Annotated in this window: 20 protein-coding genes; 12 read left to right on the forward strand and 8 right to left on the reverse strand. The window is 41.9% G+C overall.

The genetic code is table 11. The features are described 5' to 3' along the window. Nucleotides 1-318 precede the first annotated feature (318 nt). Both QNH15_RS23325 and QNH15_RS23330 read right to left on the reverse strand, forming a co-directional pair. Complete coding sequence (locus QNH15_RS23325; protein WP_283890914.1) at nt 319-747, reverse strand: RrF2 family transcriptional regulator; 429 nt, start codon at nt 745-747, stop codon at nt 319-321. Between the two features lie 183 nt (nt 748-930). After that, nucleotides 931-1,065, reverse strand: a complete 135-nt coding sequence (locus QNH15_RS23330; protein ID WP_129479365.1) for a BA3454 family stress response protein — start codon at nt 1,063-1,065, stop codon at nt 931-933. A 560-nt stretch (nt 1,066-1,625) separates the two neighbouring features. Between QNH15_RS23330 and trxA the strand changes: the two genes are divergently transcribed. The 12 genes from trxA to QNH15_RS23390 all read left to right on the forward strand — a co-directional run bounded on the left by trxA (nt 1,626) and on the right by QNH15_RS23390 (nt 9,631). Then, the gene (gene trxA / locus QNH15_RS23335; protein WP_283890919.1) at nt 1,626-1,940 is read left to right on the forward strand and encodes a thioredoxin; all 315 of its coding nucleotides are present in this window, start codon (nt 1,626-1,628) and stop codon (nt 1,938-1,940) included. 232 nt (nt 1,941-2,172) lie between these two features. Further along, entirely contained in the window at nt 2,173-2,691 is a 519-nt protein-coding gene (locus QNH15_RS23340; RefSeq protein WP_283890920.1) for a DJ-1/PfpI family protein, read from the forward strand. A 115-nt stretch (nt 2,692-2,806) separates the two neighbouring features. Further along, the gene (gene yraA, locus QNH15_RS23345) at nt 2,807-3,319 is read left to right on the forward strand and encodes a cysteine protease YraA (RefSeq protein ID WP_062237301.1); all 513 of its coding nucleotides are present in this window, start codon (nt 2,807-2,809) and stop codon (nt 3,317-3,319) included. 99 nt (nt 3,320-3,418) lie between these two features. Then, a complete protein-coding gene (locus QNH15_RS23350; protein ID WP_283890922.1) occupies nt 3,419-4,135 on the forward strand; it encodes an SDR family oxidoreductase in 717 nt (238 codons plus the stop codon). Between the two features lie 141 nt (nt 4,136-4,276). Beyond that, entirely contained in the window at nt 4,277-5,185 is a 909-nt protein-coding gene (locus QNH15_RS23355; RefSeq protein ID WP_430667184.1) for an aldo/keto reductase, read from the forward strand. Between the two features lie 711 nt (nt 5,186-5,896). Further along, nucleotides 5,897-6,103, forward strand: coding sequence for a DUF1657 domain-containing protein (locus QNH15_RS23360; protein ID WP_283890923.1), 207 nt, complete (start codon nt 5,897-5,899; stop codon nt 6,101-6,103). 81 nt (nt 6,104-6,184) lie between these two features. Further along, nucleotides 6,185-6,646, forward strand: a complete 462-nt coding sequence (locus QNH15_RS23365; RefSeq protein WP_283890924.1) for a YhcN/YlaJ family sporulation lipoprotein — start codon at nt 6,185-6,187, stop codon at nt 6,644-6,646. Nucleotides 6,647-6,677: 31 nt separating this feature from the next. Beyond that, nucleotides 6,678-7,154: a stage V sporulation protein AC gene (gene spoVAC, locus QNH15_RS23370; protein ID WP_091004493.1), complete on the forward strand. Its 477-nt coding sequence runs from the start codon at nt 6,678-6,680 to the stop codon at nt 7,152-7,154. Next, the gene (gene spoVAD, locus QNH15_RS23375) at nt 7,155-8,168 is read left to right on the forward strand and encodes a stage V sporulation protein AD (protein ID WP_283890926.1); all 1,014 of its coding nucleotides are present in this window, start codon (nt 7,155-7,157) and stop codon (nt 8,166-8,168) included. After that, entirely contained in the window at nt 8,169-8,522 is a 354-nt protein-coding gene (gene spoVAE / locus QNH15_RS23380; protein WP_091004498.1) for a stage V sporulation protein AE, read from the forward strand. It begins immediately after the preceding gene. A gap of 13 nt (nt 8,523-8,535) precedes the next feature. Continuing rightward, a complete protein-coding gene (locus QNH15_RS23385) occupies nt 8,536-8,742 on the forward strand; it encodes a DUF1657 domain-containing protein (protein WP_283889890.1) in 207 nt (68 codons plus the stop codon). A gap of 25 nt (nt 8,743-8,767) precedes the next feature. Beyond that, a complete protein-coding gene (locus QNH15_RS23390) occupies nt 8,768-9,631 on the forward strand; it encodes a DUF421 domain-containing protein (protein ID WP_283890928.1) in 864 nt (287 codons plus the stop codon). An 85-nt stretch (nt 9,632-9,716) separates the two neighbouring features. On the opposite strand, the gene QNH15_RS23395 is transcribed toward QNH15_RS23390, so the two are convergent. From QNH15_RS23395 to QNH15_RS23420, 6 genes are all read right to left on the reverse strand, one after another. Further along, nucleotides 9,717-10,880: a hypothetical protein gene (locus QNH15_RS23395; protein WP_283890929.1), complete on the reverse strand. Its 1,164-nt coding sequence runs from the start codon at nt 10,878-10,880 to the stop codon at nt 9,717-9,719. Between the two features lie 64 nt (nt 10,881-10,944). Next, nucleotides 10,945-11,829, reverse strand: a complete 885-nt coding sequence (locus tag QNH15_RS23400; protein ID WP_283890930.1) for an alpha/beta fold hydrolase — start codon at nt 11,827-11,829, stop codon at nt 10,945-10,947. Nucleotides 11,830-11,851: 22 nt separating this feature from the next. Further along, the gene (locus QNH15_RS23405) at nt 11,852-12,706 is read right to left on the reverse strand and encodes a sugar phosphate isomerase/epimerase family protein (protein ID WP_283890931.1); all 855 of its coding nucleotides are present in this window, start codon (nt 12,704-12,706) and stop codon (nt 11,852-11,854) included. Nucleotides 12,707-12,734: 28 nt separating this feature from the next. Beyond that, on the reverse strand, nt 12,735-13,769 hold the full coding sequence (locus tag QNH15_RS23410) for a zinc-dependent alcohol dehydrogenase family protein (protein WP_283890932.1): 1,035 nt from the start codon (nt 13,767-13,769) through the stop codon (nt 12,735-12,737). A gap of 35 nt (nt 13,770-13,804) precedes the next feature. Further along, a complete protein-coding gene (locus QNH15_RS23415) occupies nt 13,805-14,776 on the reverse strand; it encodes a sugar phosphate isomerase/epimerase family protein (protein WP_283890934.1) in 972 nt (323 codons plus the stop codon). Further along, entirely contained in the window at nt 14,773-15,948 is a 1,176-nt protein-coding gene (locus tag QNH15_RS23420) for a Gfo/Idh/MocA family protein (RefSeq protein WP_283890936.1), read from the reverse strand. The genes QNH15_RS23415 and QNH15_RS23420 overlap by 4 nt, the downstream gene beginning before the upstream one ends. Nucleotides 15,949-15,964 lie beyond the last annotated feature (16 nt).

Here is a 15,964-nt window from a genome sequence, read left to right on the forward strand (position 1 = left end):
TTACTTAAAGTCGGAATTGTTTTGCCAAGCATTTTACGATTGTCACTCGTAGCAACCGTTACTTTAACAACTCCTCCAGCATACTCTGTGACTTAATATAACCAATTATTAATTCCCCATCCCCTAATGTTCCCTTAATCCAATCACCTGTTTTCAAAACGGAATTACCATTCGTCAACATCCATTTTCACCTTCTTAAGTTATTTTTTTTATGGATCAAGAAAGAACCTCTTTTTAAGCTACAGTCATCGGGTATATATCACCTAGATAAATCTGTAATGTTTTTTATTACATTTAATAAAAAGAAGTCTACGGCCATTAGTCACAGCCGCTATTTTTTTCTTGATTTACAAGATCGACAACTTCTTTAATTGTATAGTTCTTTAAAAATTCACCCAAATGTTCTTCCGCACCTAAGAAAATTGTAAATAATACTCTTTTCATATTCGCGCCCACAATACAATTTTCATTTGAATCAGGACACTTAGGCTGCAGAGCACCTTCAGAGGTTATCATATATATATCCCAAAGATTAACTTCACTAAGGTCTAGAGTAAAAATAAATCCGCCGCCGGTTCCTTCTTTTGATTTTATAAATCCATGTTTTTTTAACAAGCTTAACACTTTACGAATGCGTACCGGGTGGACACCGGCACTCTCTGAGATAGCATCACTTGTTGACATCCGGTCCAGCTGCAATGCAAGAAACGTTAAACTATGAATGGCAAGCGTAAAATCACTATTCATGGCCCTACCCCCTAACAAATAAAAAAGCCCTTTAATATACAGTTACCTTTTCACCTTTTAATAATTATAATATAATGTAATATTAAATATTACAGTTTAGCTTGTCAAGCAATAATGGAAACCGCTGTCACCACTTTTTCTAATGAAAAAGCAATTCGATGCCTTGTATAGGCAGTTATACATTTAAAGATCCCATTGTTTTTTGACTTGTTGTTCTGCTATTTTTTTAATTTTTTTCCATGTCATTTCTTTATTTACAATAACATTGGTTTGATAATTTCTATCTAAAAAATTAACTGTAACGAATACTTCAATCATCGTTTTCCTTCCTCCTTTGAAAATGTTTTTCCACGTCCGAGTCTCATCTATAAAATTCATTAAGCGCATGTGATACAATATTTAAGCTCGTTTCCTCTAGCTATACTGTAAATTTAATCATTACAGTTTATGGGGTCAACTGTAAATTAATGGATTAAATAAAAGTGACTAAATAAATGGAGTTATCGGCTTCTACTTCTTTGCTCATGGATTCGGCATCAAAAATCTGCTTCAGGTGAAAAATGAAAATAAGATGAGAACTTTTCATCGGTGTATACCCATTAAGGATGGAATTTGAGAATATCAAGTTAATTTTTCTTGACTTCACAAACTGTAAACATTAAAATTACAGTAATTCCTTTTGAACAGGAAGCAATCAATTTGGAAAGTGGCTTTTAAAATAGATTAGTTTGTTAGGGACATTTACCAGACCATCAACTGCAAACTAAGCAAACTGTAACTTTTTTAATTACATTAAAAAAGGGGGGTAATATTGTATTTTTTGTAAGCAAAAAAAATACTTTCATTAAAATTATAAGAATGAATAGGAGGATATCATAATGGCTATCTCACACGTAACAGATCAAACATTTAGCACTGAAATGAAAGAGGGATTAGTTTTAGTCGATTTTTGGGCACCATGGTGTGGTCCTTGTAAAATGATTGCACCTGTATTGGAGGAAATCGATGGTGAAATGGGTGACAACGTTAGAATTATCAAGCTTAATGTAGATGAAAACGCCGAAACAGCAGGAAAATTTGGAGTCATGAGCATTCCAACGTTGATTCTTTTCAAAGACGGAGTGGCTGTAGATAAGGTTATCGGGTTCAATCCAAAAGAAGCTTTGACAGAAATAATTTCAAAGCATATGTAATACAGACTTTTTGAAAAAGGGATAAATCTATATCTGAGCATACAAAATTTGATATACCGTTCTCATTTCTAAACCTTTCACCGATTGTGCGTTGGAAGTTCTTCAGCTGATGCTTTTCGCAATCCACTAGAACTTGCACAGCTCACTGAAATGGTTAACAACCACAAGTAAAAATACAATATAAGAAAAAGTGTTATCAACAAATCTTTTTCTTTTTGAGGAGAAAAAAATAATGAGTAAAAAAGCACTCTTAATTATACCGCCAGAACGTTTTAATGAAGATGAGTTATTCAAACCAAAAGAAGAACTTGAAAATGCAGGAGTCGAAGTAACCATTGCCAGCACCGTGGCAGGTGAAATTACTGGTGACTATGATGGAAAAGCAACTGCTTCTGTTATCTTTTCGGACGTATCGCCCACAGAATTTGATGTTGTTTCGGTCATTGGAGGATCTGGTACAAATGATCATCTATGGGGAAATCAAAAATTACAAGACTTTTTGAAGCAAGCTTACAATGAGAAAGTTCTTGTAACAGGAATTTGTGCAGGGGCTGTTACAGTTGCTAAAACTGGTTTGCTTTCTGGAAGAGAAGCAACTTGCTATCCAGTAGACGTTCAAAAGAACGAATTGATAGCTGTTGACGTTAACTATGTTGAACAACATGTTGTTGCATACGATGATATTATTACTGGCGATGGTCCACAAGGGGCTAAAGAATTTGGAAAAGCCCTTGTTAAAGCATTACGTTAGTTACATTTTAGTTGGATAGAGAGTGGTTCGGAAGTAAATTTCGAGCCCACCTCTTCCATTAATTATAAGCAGTTTTTGTGAGAAAGTTTTTGCGATTACAAGGAGGGTTTTTAGATTGGACAAAAAAATTGCTACACTTATCACCAATTTATTTGAGGATGTTGAATTTACAGAACCTGCAGAAGCATTCAAAGAAGCTGGTCATCAAGTAATTACAATTGATAAACATGCAGGAAATGAAGTCACTGGTAAAAAAGGCGCAACCGTAAAAATTGATAAAGCCATTGATGAGGTTAATCCTGCAGACTTTGATGCTTTGCTTATTCCAGGTGGTTTCTCCCCTGATTTACTTCGTGAAGATGACCGCTTTGGTCAATTCGCAAAAGAATTTATCCAAGAAGGCAAACCTGTTTTTGCCATTTGCCATGGACCACAAGTATTGATCGATACAGACCTGTTAAAAGGCGTCGACATAACTGGTTTCAAATCTATTCGTAATGATTTAAAAAATGCAGGGGCTAACTACAAAGATGAAGAAGTTGTGGTAAGCAATAAAATTGTGACTAGCCGTTTTCCAGATGATATCCCGGCATTCAATCGTGAAGCGCTAAAACTATTAGCAAAATAAAATAATGTAGCGTTGGTTTATATTATTTTCACCAAAAGTAGTATGTAATATTGTTTTCAGATACAACCTAAAAAGAATTTTTCAAGGAGGGTTCATACAATGTCATTAAAAGGAAAACGTGTAGTCGTAATAGGAGGTACTTCTGGTATCGGATTATCCACAGCAAAGGCATTTCTTGATGAATCTGCTCAAGTCATTATTGCAAGTCGTTCTGAGGCAAAACTATCGGAGGCAAAGAATGTACTCGGTGGTAATGTGGAAGGATACAATATTGATTTTCGCAGTGAAGAAAAACTAGCTGACTTTTTTAAAATGGTAGGGAATTTTGATCACCTTGTCGTTACGGCAGGTGAAGGTGCAATGGGTCATTTTAGTGACTTACCTGTTGCGGATGTTAGAGAAGCGTTTGATAGTAAGTTTTGGGGGCAATACTCAACCGTTCGTGCTGCTATTCCGTACTTAAATGATACCAGTTCTATCACATTGACCTCTGGTGTTTATGGAATCCGTCCGCCACAGGGGGCAACTACACTTGCTTCGATCAATTCAGCGATCGATGGATTGGTTAGAGGGCTTTCAGTAGACCTGGCCCCTATACGGGTAAATGTTGTTTCACCTGGTATCGTAGACACCCCACTCTACGGAGGGATGCCTGACGAGCAAAGACAAAATTTATACAGCAACATTGCACAGCAGCTACCTGTTAATCGCGTGGCACAGCCTGAAGACATTGCAGAGGCCTACGTGTACTTAGTGAAAAATGGTTTTACAACCGGTACTGCTCTTCTTATTGATGGCGGAGCTCATTTGGTGTAAGTGAGCATTAATATGTTATTTTTGTGGCTATACTACAACAATGTATAGCCACATTTTTTTTGAAAAATTATAATCCAGTTTTTCAATAAATGGTAATAAAGGAATTTTCGTTCAAGAAAAACAAGGTGAGCTTTGAAAGGAATGATGAAATTGAGTTTACATGACCATGAAAAAATATTGAGAATGAAGCATTCACTTGAAAAACGTATCGTAACTTTAGCTGATGGAACCTTTCTTCCAAGTATTGGTCAAGGAACATGGTACATGGGTGAAAATCCTCAATCGAAAAACAAAGAAATCAAAGCTTTGCAACTTGGAATAGAACTAGGCATGAAGCTAATCGATACGGCTGAAATGTACGGAAATGGCGATTCCGAACGTTTGGTTGGTGAGGTAATCAAGGGGCGTAGAGATAAAGTTTTTTTAGTATCGAAAGTATATCCTCATCATTCCGGGTTAGATTTGATTGAAAGCGCATGTGAAAATAGTCTAAAACGATTAGGAACAGATTATCTTGATTTGTATCTTTTACACTGGAGAGGCCGTGTTCCTTTGGCGGAAACGATTGAAGGAATGGAGAAACTGCGCAAGGATGGTAAAATTGCAAGATGGGGAGTTTCTAATTTTGATACGGAAGATATGATTGAGTTGTGGAATACCCCTAACGGAAAAAAATGTGTGACAAATCAAGTGTTATATCATCTAGGTTCTAGAGGAATTGATTATGATCTCCTACCCTGGCATCATGAACATAACATGCCAATTATGGCCTATAGTCCCCTGGCCCAGGGAGGAAGCTTAAGAAGACAATTACTAAGCGATCCAACCATCATTGAGATTGCGGAAAAATACAATATGCAACCATTACAAATTGCTCTTGCGTGGACCATTCGTTCGAACAACGTAATTGCTATCCCAAAAGCGGTTAAGGAAGAACATGTTTTAGCCAATGCTCAAGCTGCTACGATTCAATTGACCATAGAAGATCTGAACAGACTTGACGAGGTATTTCCAAAACCAACAAGAAAAACACCTTTGGATATTATATAAAATGATCTTTACTCTTTGCCTAGGAGAACCTGTCAAATAACCAGCAGATGCCAAACAATAACAATAATATACCTCAATAAATAAATTCATGGAGGATGCCAACCTTCTATTTCCGATGGAGGGTGGTGCTCTCCTTTTTTAATTACCTGAGGAAGTGGTGTTATCCGTTTTAAAAAGTAATTCTCAGGCAATTTGCGTATTGAGGTGATAACCAGTTGTGTTCTTAACTATTTGCTATAGGGTTGATGTGTGTTCAAATACCAGTTCGCCTCAAACATGATGAGACTGGGAACCGGCATGCAGCAACAGGATCAAACATCCGGTAACCTGTAATCGTTTACAAAGCAGACCATTAGATACGCAGATGTTTTTCACTTTCCACATTATTACCACTCATCATTTGATACGCAGCAACACCAACTCCAACCGAAGGAATAATTGGGAAAATCCTATTCATATTTGTTTCAAGCTACATTTTAAAATTCTTTGTTCATATCTGAACTATATTATTTTGATCATTTAAGGTGGTTGTTACTTCGCTATCTCCCCATCATCTTAGGCCTTCCTGTATTTTCCTGTATATTGTAGCTTCTATTAAATAAAAATAAAATCGTTCTGATGACTCTGGACAAGAAACCAAGTCCCTCACGAATTGAAGAACATAGGGGACTCAGCCGACTTGACTTAAAATATGATATAGGAGGAAACCAAATGACAGTCGCAAGCAATTTAAAAACAACCCTGGCAGGATTAAAAAGTGCTCAGGCAAGTCTTGAGACTTTTGCTCTTGATACTGAAAACCAGCAGGCAAAGCAATTGTTTCAAAACTGCGCCCAACAAGCCCAGACAATCGTGGATTCTTTAAGTCCGCGTCTGCAAGAAATTGAACAAGAAGAGCCACAATATAAACAACAGTAAACCGATTGAGATCAGTGAAAAGGGTGACCATGTCATCCTTTTCCAATTTCTTTTTTACATATTTGAGGAACGGGTGATCGTATGAGAAAAATTCAACCAAAGGGTATTTTGATCCCTCTTTTGGTTTTACTCCTACTGAATAGCGGCTGTAATAAACCAAAAGAGGAAAGTAAAAAAAAGAATGAAAATTCAACTAAAATTGCCTATGTCCAAACCCAACAGTCTGCTTCTCAAAAGGCAAAAAAAGAGATTCTTTCTATGGAAGAAATCATCGATGTTAAAGCAGTAAACTCTGATAAGGAGATGTTTGTGGCGGCAAAACCAAAACATTTAGAACGCTTTCAGTTAAAAAGTCTGCGAAAGAAAATTAAAAAACGGCTGGAGAAACAATTTCCCGACCTGAAAGTGTATGTCAGTACCGATCAAAAAATTTTAAAAAAACTTGAGGAATTGGAAAATAAAGTAGATGAACCAAAAATGAACTCGAAAAAAATTGATAAAGAACTTCAAAAGATAAAAGCTAAAGCGACGGACGAAGCATAAAAAATTCTTTTTGTAGAAAGGAAACCTTTTAATGGCTAATAACAACAAAGAAGTAACGCCTGTTCAACAAGAATATCAAAAATTTCAAGAAGAAAGGGAAACCAAACGACCCGTACTATCCAATTGTATTAAAGCATTTTTCGTGGGTGGTTTTATTTGTTTAGTAGGACAGCTCATTTCCTTTATGTATATCAATTATTTTGATTTTACAGAAAAAAACGTAGGGAATCCGACTGTTGCTACTTTAATTTTCATTTCTATGCTGTTAACGGGATTTGGAGTCTATGACCGGATGGCACAGTTTGGTGGGGCGGGTACAGCGGTGCCGGTTACGGGTTTTGGAAATTCTGTCATCTCCGCTGCGATCGAGCACCGGACAGAAGGATTTGTTCTTGGTGTCGGCAGCAACATGTTTAAGTTAGCAGGCTCAGTTATTTTATTTGGTGTATTTTCTGCATTCGTTATTGCCATCATTAAAACCCTTATTATTCAATATGGAGGTTTTTAAATGTTAAATGGACATCGGACATGGGTGTTTGAAAATAAGCCTGTGATTATCTCAACCGGAACGGTCGGGGGACCCTTTGAAGCCAATGGGCGAATCGCTGAAGACTTTGACCTCCTTCACGAAGATTTATGGCTCGGCCAAGATTCTTATGAACAGGCACAAACGGTTTTGTTTGAAGAGTCTTGTGACACTGCGATTGAAAAAGCCGGTCTAAAAAAAGAAGATATTCAATTTATTTTAGCCGGGGATCTCATTAATCAGATTACGTCGACGAGTTTTGCCTGCAGAACACTGGAAGCTCCCTACTTAGGATTATTCGGCGCGTGTTCCACTTCAATGGAAGGTCTCGCTCTAGGTGCATTGATCGTTAATGGGAAAGGCGCAAAGTACTTATTGACTGGAACTGCAAGTCATAATGCTGCGGTAGAAAAACAATTTCGATATCCGACAGAATATGGCGGGCAGAAACCGCCAACCGCCCAATGGACGGTAACTGGAGCCGGAAGTGCCCTCTTAAGTGACAAGGGAAAGGGACCTCGCGTGACTTCTGCAACGATTGGTAAAGTGGTCGATATGGGACTATCTGATCCATTTAATATGGGCGGGGCTATGGCACCAGCAGCTGTAGATACCATTGAGGCACATTTAAAAGATTGTGGAATAGAACCTTCCTATTATGACCTCATTGTTACAGGTGATTTAGGTAAAATCGGCCATCATATCGCTCTCGACTTAATGAATAAACACGGTTTGTCTTTCAAGAAGGGGCAATTTCAAGATTGCGGAAAAATGATTTACCGGGAAGGACAACCTGTACTGGCTGGAGCAAGCGGTTGTGGATGTTCTGCAACGGTGGTTTACGGGCATTTATTAAATCGAATGAAAAAAGGGGAATTTAAGAAAATGCTTGTCGTGGCAACAGGCGCTCTTCTATCTCCTTTAACTTTTCAGCAAAAGGAAACGATTCCTTGCATTGCTCATGCGGTATCCATCGAATATGGAGGTGAAGAGTAAATGGCAATTTTTTTCTGGGCTTTTGTCATTGGTGGGGCGATTTGTGTGATCGGCCAGATTATGTTTGATGTTTTTAAATTGACTCCTGCTCATACAATGGCCACTTTAGTTGTCGTGGGTGCGATTCTTGACGGGGTGGGCTTATATGAGCCTTTAATGGATTTTGCAGGAGCCGGTGCAACGGTTCCAATTACAAGCTTTGGAAATGCTCTTGTGGATGGAGCCATGGCAGAAGCGGAAAAACATGGAATTATTGGTGTGATCACCGGAATGTTTAAGGTAACAAGTGCGGGTATATCCGCAGCCATCATTTTTGGAATGATAGGAGCATTACTATTTAAACCCAAAGGATAAGGGAGGTCCGCAAATGACAGTAGCATCCAATGTCAAACAATGCATGGTAACGTTAAAAGCAGCAGAAGCAACACTGAGTAATTTAGCGCAAAAATCTTCTGAAGACGATGCGAAAAAATTATTTCATGAGTGTATGTTAGAGGTGGGAAAAGCGATTTCAGATTTAAAACAAAGAATCGCACAGCTTGAATCCGAAGAACCACAATATAAAGGGAAATAGAAATTCGGGATAAAAGGAGATTGTTATGTTAGATTGGGTAGATATTGTTGTACGTTCCTTTATTTTTTTGATCACCCTCTTTTTATTAACAAAATGGTTCCTGGGCAAAAAACAATTATCACAATTGTCTTTTTTTGAATATGTAACTGGGATCACCATAGGAAGTATTGCAGCAGAAGTCACGATGGGATTGGAACGAAATATCATACATGGTCTCATTAGTATGAGCATTTGGTCGTTGGTTCCTTTTGCCATTGGACTTTTTTCCATGAAAAGTAAAAAAATAAGGGATTTTGCAGAGGGTAAGGCAAGAATTATAATAAAAGACGGTAAAATAATGGAGGATAATTTAAAAAAGGAACGGTATACCATTGATGAATTGCTTGAACAGCTTCGCGATAAAAATGTCTTTGAAGTATCTGACGTTGAATATGCTTTACTAGAGCCGAATGGACATCTGAGTGTTTTATTAAAAAAGGAAAACCAGCCTCTTACTGCAAAAGATCTTCAAATTAAAGTTGCCCCTATCAAAGAACCCCAAACTGTCATTATGGATGGAAACATTTTAGATGAGCCCCTGTCCAATCGTGGATTAAACCGAGGGTGGTTAAATGAGGAACTAGATAAAGCCGGAGTTTCTCTCGATAATGTCTTTTTGGCTCAAGTTGATTCATATGGCCAGTTAACGATGGATCTTTTTGATGATAAAATCCAAGTGCCTTCTCCCCAGGAAAAGCCATTACTCTTAGCCTCCTTAAAAAAATGTCAGGCCGATTTAGAAATGTTTGCGCTGCAAACCGAATCTAAGGATGCTCAAAGAGTATACAACAAAAATGCTGATCGATTAACCCATATTATCAACAAGTTGAAACCAATGCTGCACGATTAAAGGAATATAGGAGTGATTAATCTGCAAAGAAAATAGAAGGCCTGCAGTCAGTCACAGGCCTTCTTGGAAAAAACCGCTCTTATTCTTAGAGCTTTACACGATCCTCAATCTTTTGATAGACACCTTTGTTAAAGTCTTTGACTGGATCAACAAAATCAGCGTAAGGTTCGTCGTATGGATCTTTGATTCCCCATCCTCTTGCTTTGTTCTCGAGATGGGCGCACCAATGCCAGCCAAGGAACCATGGCTCATGAAGAACCGTGTTCAGTGAGGCGATATAATCGTCAGCTCGTCCTGCCTGATCATGAATGTCACTTACGCGGTTGGGATTCATATGCGTTTTGCACCAGTTTCCGATATCTGCGATGACAACAGGCTTGTCAGCGATGGCTTGCCACCGGGCAAGATCTTCCTTCATTTGCTGGTAACCCGCTTCATCCGGGCTTGTGAAGTATTGGACCGACAGCACATCAACATAAGGTTTCATGGCTTTCAGCACCTCCTCCGGGATTCCTTTGTTGCCGTTAAACCGGTCCCCGAGAATCAGGTGGTTAGTATCGTACTTTCTGATGCTTGCTGTGATGGTTTCGTAATATTTCGCCGCTACCTCGTATAGTTTACTGCTGCGTTCCTGCTCGTTTAAATCTTCCAGCTGTTTAAAATCACTGCCGCTTGCATGGCGGATCCATGCCGGAATATCGACAAGAAAATACCCGATTAAATTCTTGCTGCCGGCATGGTCGGCACAGATGCTCCGCGCCAGATAGTCACAATACATTTCAAATTCATGGGAAAAGACGTCAGGATACACCGGATGTCCATTCCAATCCTCAAATTCAGAAACCCTTATTTGTAAGCAATACGGCATATCGGCATGCTTATAATCGGCCGCTGACCAGCTTTGTGAATGCCCCAGGTTGATCGGATCACCGAACCAATCAAGGGCTACTCCCCAGTCTCCGCTGATATAGTCCCCTGTCCAGCCGATTGTGTTGAACCCCCAGCTTTTAAGATCTTCGCTTAACCCTTTGATCCAATTTTCCCGTGAGCCGTATTTCGTTTTCCAGATATCAAAGTTATGGTCATACTTTAAATTGGTTTCATCCGCATGATTAACCCCGACGGTCACGAACTGATTCCCTTTCGGATCAACAAGCCACCAGCGCTCATTTTCGCGCTCAAGTCTGAAGTATCCCGTTGCCTCAAACGTTCGATTCACATTGCCTCCATATGAGCTAAGCTCTGCCATTTGCATCTACTCTCCTTTTATATTTATCATTTAAATCGCTTTCAAAAAGAGATTTATAGCTTGTTTATTTTCCTATAAAATCGAGCAATACACGACTCAATTCTTCCGGACATTCTTCGGCCAACTGATGGCCCCACGGCAAAATTACTTCTTCTACATGTTCGGCAACCAGGTTCATTTCCCTTGTACACTCTTCAGCTATAAAATATTTGCTGCCCAGGGCAAGTACCGGCATTTGCAGCTTCGTTTTCGATGCTTCCAGGAAAAATTCAGCATCCTGAAATGTGGCACGATAGACTTCGAACATGGAACGGAGCCCGCCAGGTGCAGAATAGCAACGCACATACTCATCAATGGCTTCCTCAGTGATCGCGGTAGGGTCATAACATTCATGTCTAATAAAGTGAGAAAAATAGGCTTTTTCACGACCGCTAATTAAAAGTTCAGGAAAATCACGCACATTGTAAAAATTGATATGCCAAATCCAATGATTTGTTTTTACATTCTCAAGTGTTAAATGGGACCACTCTTCAAGACCGAACCCGGGAAGAAGCATTTCCTGATACACTAGTTTTTTTACTCGTTCAGGATATTTCGCCGTCAACGCATAAGCAACTGCCGCTCCCCAATCCTCACCTACAAGATAGAACGTTTCGTGGCCCAACGCCGTCATAAGCTGAGCAATATCCTCGGCCATATTGGGCATATCATAGCCATCGAGCGTACGGCCCGAATCCCCGAACCCGCGAAGGTCAGGTACGACAACCGTATAGTTCCCGGATAGCTTCGGCACCACATTGCGCCAGTAATACGACGTCTTGGGAACACCATGCAAGAGGACAACCGGTTCCCCTTGTCCAGCTGTATAGTAGTGAAGTCGAACACCATTTACTGTTTCACGGCCATGGATAACGTGTTCACCGTTATGGTCTTTAATTTTTTGCGCCATTTCGATCTCTCCCCTTTAACTTTTATAAACTCACAATCTTTCGTTCATCCTGCAGCTTCGATTTCAAAAACTCAATCGACGTTTTGGCGTACCAGTCTGGTTCCGACTGTCTGGTATGAAACCCAACCTCCATGGACAAGTAGCCGTCATATTTAATATCCTTTAAAGCCTTTATTACGGCATCAAAGTCCCCTCTGCCCTGTCCGGGAGGAAGGCGGTCATTATCCGAAATGTGAACATGGTGCAGCTGATCGGCCATCCGGTAGATATAGTCACTGGGCACTTCGTTTCGATAGAGAGCATGGAAGGTATCAAACATGACTTTTACATTAGAGGCGCCTGTCTGCTCGCTTAACAGCAGAGCATCATCCGCTGTTTCAATAAGATTGCTGTCCGCGGGAGTGGGTTCGACCACCAGTGTTATGCCAAGCTCCTCCGAAAATTTCGCCACTTCTCCCAATCCTTCCAGGCTGTAATTCCAGGCGTCCTTTTGTGAGGTTCCATGAACCACCCAGCCCGCAACATAGATGACAGTCGGACACTCCCATTCATGAGCCAGCTGCACGATCTTTTTGTAATGATTAATCGTGAATTCCCGCTCTTCGGCAAGCGGAGAACTGACATTCATGCCGGGACCGCCCCCTGGTGCAGGAAGCATTGCCGATACCTTCAAATTCTTTTGCTTTAGAAGCTTGAGCACCTCCTGCCTTCTGTCGCCTGATAAATAATCAGGCCAGGCATGGGGGCTCGCACACCCGATTTCGATCGCATCATAGCCAAAGGAAGACAGCCTGCTGATGACCTCATCCAACGGATAGGAAGGTACCCAAACCGGAAAACTGCTGTACACCCATGTATTAAAAGATATTCCTTTCACTTCTGCATCTCCTCCCTCTTGAAATGGGTCATTCCCAAACAAAGACCGCCTTTTCTGTCTTCCGTTCATCAAAGAGTTGGAAGGCGCGTTCCGCTTCTTCGAGTTTAAATGTGTGCGTCACCAGCTTTTCGACAGGCAATTCTTTTTTGATAATAAAATCTGCAATTTCGTCATACTCATGGATGGGAAAGTACCATGAGCCAATTAACGTAATCTGCTTGCGGATGAGCTGGTCACTCGGTTTGATCGTTGTTTCCCTGCTTTCTCCTATAAAAGCGACTCTGCCGTGGGCTCTGACACAGTCCAGCGCATTGTTTTCGGCATACGGACTTCCCGAACAGTCGATCGCCGCGTCTGCTCCCGTGCCATGGGTGATGCGGGCAATCTCATTCAGTACATCAGCTTCGCCACCGTTGATGACATGGTCTGCTCCCAGCTCTTTGGCGACCTCCAGCCGCTCGTGGATCATATCGACCGCAATCACTCGCGCGCCGAGTGCTTTTGCGATCATCACCCCGGCTCCTCCCATGGGACCCATGCCGAAGATCACAACCGTATCTCTTCCCGATACGGATAATCGTTTTTGGGCGTGGTACAAGGTTCCAACTGCATCAGTTGAAACAGCGGCTGTAATAAAGTCCATTTCATCCGGCAGTCTCATGCAGTTTTCAGCCGGAGCCACCATGTAGTCTGCATCCCCGCCATGAGCGTCAAACCCAATGCATTTAAATTCCTCACAAAACATCTTGTAGCCGCTCCTGCAGGAAGGGCATTCCCCGCAGCCGACCGCCAGATAAACTGCGACACGGTCACCGGCTTGAAATTGGGAAACTCCCTCCCCTGCCTTCTCAATGACCCCTGCTGGTTCATGGCCCGGAACATGACAGCCACATGTGGAGTCGCCCGAGAAAACGGAGCTGCCATAGTACAAGCTCATATCGCTCCGGCAAATGGCCGAAGCCTTCATTTTGATCAGCACTTCACCCGGACCGGGAACCGGAATCTCCACTTCACGTATTTCTACTTTCTTGTTACCTGGAAAAAAGGCAGCTTGCATCGTCATACGTTGTCCCTCCTGTACTTTCAGTGAATTTCTGTTTATGCCCACCATAATTCGGCCGCTTTGTCTTTGAATACGTTTCGTTTAAGTAAAGAAATGGCTTTGCCTAATCCTTCATCAATGGAAGCCAGCATATCTTCATGTTCAATGGAGATGACATAGTCATACCCGACCGCACGAAGTGTACTGATGATATCCTTCCACATTTTTTCGTCATGACCGTATCCGACGGACCGGAATGTCCATGAACGATCCAATATTTCACTGTAATGCTTTGTATCCAGGACACCGTTGACCTTGATATTGGCCTGATCAAGGTACACGTCTTTCGCATGGACATGATGGATGGCATCTTCACGGCCAAGTTTTTTGATCGCTTCAACAGGATCAATGCCCTGCCAGATGAGATGGCTTGGGTCAAAGTTGGCACCGATCACCGGACCCGCATGCTCTCTCAGCTTGAGGAGCGTTTCCGGATTGTACACCACAAATCCCGGGTGCATCTCCAGGGCGATTCGTTCAATTCCGTGAAGCTGTGCGAAGGCTGCTTCTACCTTCCAGTAGGGAATGACGACCTCGTTCCATTGCCAATCAAGCATTTCCTTGTACTCAGGCGGCCAGGCACAAGTTACCCAATTCGGATATTTGGCGTTCAGATGATCTCCCGGACAGCCTGAAAAGCCGTTGATAACAGGGACCTCCAGCTTTTCAGCGAGCAACACGGTTTTTCGCCAGACATCATGCGCCTCTTTTGCCGCATGAGGGTTGGGATGCAGCGGATTGCCATGGCAGCTTAATCCGCTGATTGTCATCCCTCTCGTTTCCAGTGCCCGTTGGAAAGCTCTCAGCTTATCAGGAGCATCCAGGAGCTCATCCGTATGGCAGTGGCTGTTTCCTGGAAAATTGCCAGTGCCTAACTCAACTGCATCAACGCCTGCTTCCGAAAGCTTGGTCAGCATTTCTTCAAACGAGAGATTCTGGTAGAGGACGGTAAACACACCAATTTTCACGAAAAGACCTCCTGACCGGCTCCAACCTTCACCCACTTTTGATGCTCATTGCTTTCCAAAATAGCTTCAGTGATGCGCATCGACAGGTGGCCATCCTCAAATGTGGCAAAATTGGCCTCAGCTCCGGATGTTTGTCCATCACGGATAGACGTGTAAAAGTTCAGCATCATATTTTTCAATGCATCGGGCCACCCTTCGTTATGTCCGCCAGGATGGTGGATGGATGACTTGGCATCCGCCGAGAAGAGGGCAGGATCCGCCAAAAGGACCTCATTGGCACGATTACGGTGCCCAATCCACAGCTTCTCCGGCTCCTCCTGATTCCAATAGGCAGAACACTTACTGCCGTTCAGTTCAAAGCTTAACCGGTTCTTCCGTCCTGCGCTGACCTGTGAAACGGTGAATACCCCTTTCGTTCCATCATTGAACCGGACAAGGACCGAAGCATAATCTTCCGTATGAATAGGTACATTCTCGTAACTTTCATCTTCTGTTTGCTGGCCGCCGAATGTTGAGACATTCACCACCGGTTTTTTCCTTACTGGAATGACAGTGGCCAAGTCCGCAAATACTTCCACAATTTTTTTCCCGGTCACATATTGAACCGTGTCACACCAATGGGATCCAATATCGGCTACCGCTCTGGATCTTCCCCCTGTACCAGGTGCCAATCGCCAGTTATAGTCCGTATCGAACAGAAGCCAGTCCTGCAAATAGCTCCCGTGCACCAGGTTCACCTTTCCGATTTCATCGTTCTGGACCATCGTTTCGAGCTGTTTTAAAACCGGAAATTGACGGTAATTGAAGTTGACACCGTGAACAACCTTCTTCTCCGTGGCCAATGCCAGCAGCTCTTCCGATTCCCTGCTGGACATGGCCAACGGCTTTTCTGACAATACGTGCTTTCCGGCCAAAATGATGTCGCGGTTGATCTCGAAATGCAGATGATTCGGTGTGCAGTTATGGACCACCTGGATTTCCTTGTTTTTCAGCATTTCACGATAATCGCCGTAAGCATTTGGAATGCCAAGCTTCGCTGCTTTTTCTTCAGCCGAATCCTGGCTGCTTTCAGCCAGGGCATACACCTCAACAAAGCCAAGACGTCTGATGGCTTCAATGTGGGTGGGCCCAATAAAGCCTGTTCCTATGATGCCAACCTTTATCTTTTCCACTCTTCATGCTCCTTTG

Origin of the sequence: Fictibacillus enclensis (genome assembly GCF_030123385.1) — a bacterium.
Taxonomy (GTDB): Bacteria; Bacillota; Bacilli; order Bacillales; family Fictibacillaceae; genus Fictibacillus_C; species Fictibacillus_C enclensis.

Coding starts and splice junctions, on each gene's coding strand:
- QNH15_RS23390 (WP_283890928.1), top strand. CDS start 8,768: ATGTTAGATTGGGTAGATATTGTTGTACGTTCCTTTATTTTTTTGATC.
- QNH15_RS23340 (WP_283890920.1), top strand. CDS start 2,173: ATGAGTAAAAAAGCACTCTTAATTATACCGCCAGAACGTTTTAATGAA.
- spoVAE (WP_091004498.1), top strand. CDS start 8,169: ATGGCAATTTTTTTCTGGGCTTTTGTCATTGGTGGGGCGATTTGTGTG.
- QNH15_RS23360 (WP_283890923.1), top strand. CDS start 5,897: ATGACAGTCGCAAGCAATTTAAAAACAACCCTGGCAGGATTAAAAAGT.
- QNH15_RS23350 (WP_283890922.1), top strand. CDS start 3,419: ATGTCATTAAAAGGAAAACGTGTAGTCGTAATAGGAGGTACTTCTGGT.
- QNH15_RS23365 (WP_283890924.1), top strand. CDS start 6,185: ATGAGAAAAATTCAACCAAAGGGTATTTTGATCCCTCTTTTGGTTTTA.
- QNH15_RS23410 (WP_283890932.1), bottom strand. CDS start 13,769: ATGACGATGCAAGCTGCCTTTTTTCCAGGTAACAAGAAAGTAGAAATA.
- spoVAD (WP_283890926.1), top strand. CDS start 7,155: ATGTTAAATGGACATCGGACATGGGTGTTTGAAAATAAGCCTGTGATT.
- spoVAC (WP_091004493.1), top strand. CDS start 6,678: ATGGCTAATAACAACAAAGAAGTAACGCCTGTTCAACAAGAATATCAA.
- QNH15_RS23400 (WP_283890930.1), bottom strand. CDS start 11,829: ATGGCGCAAAAAATTAAAGACCATAACGGTGAACACGTTATCCATGGC.
- QNH15_RS23355 (WP_430667184.1), top strand. CDS start 4,277: ATGATGAAATTGAGTTTACATGACCATGAAAAAATATTGAGAATGAAG.
- QNH15_RS23330 (WP_129479365.1), bottom strand. CDS start 1,065: ATGATTGAAGTATTCGTTACAGTTAATTTTTTAGATAGAAATTATCAA.
- QNH15_RS23385 (WP_283889890.1), top strand. CDS start 8,536: ATGACAGTAGCATCCAATGTCAAACAATGCATGGTAACGTTAAAAGCA.
- trxA (WP_283890919.1), top strand. CDS start 1,626: ATGGCTATCTCACACGTAACAGATCAAACATTTAGCACTGAAATGAAA.
- QNH15_RS23325 (WP_283890914.1), bottom strand. CDS start 747: ATGAATAGTGATTTTACGCTTGCCATTCATAGTTTAACGTTTCTTGCA.
- QNH15_RS23395 (WP_283890929.1), bottom strand. CDS start 10,880: ATGGCAGAGCTTAGCTCATATGGAGGCAATGTGAATCGAACGTTTGAG.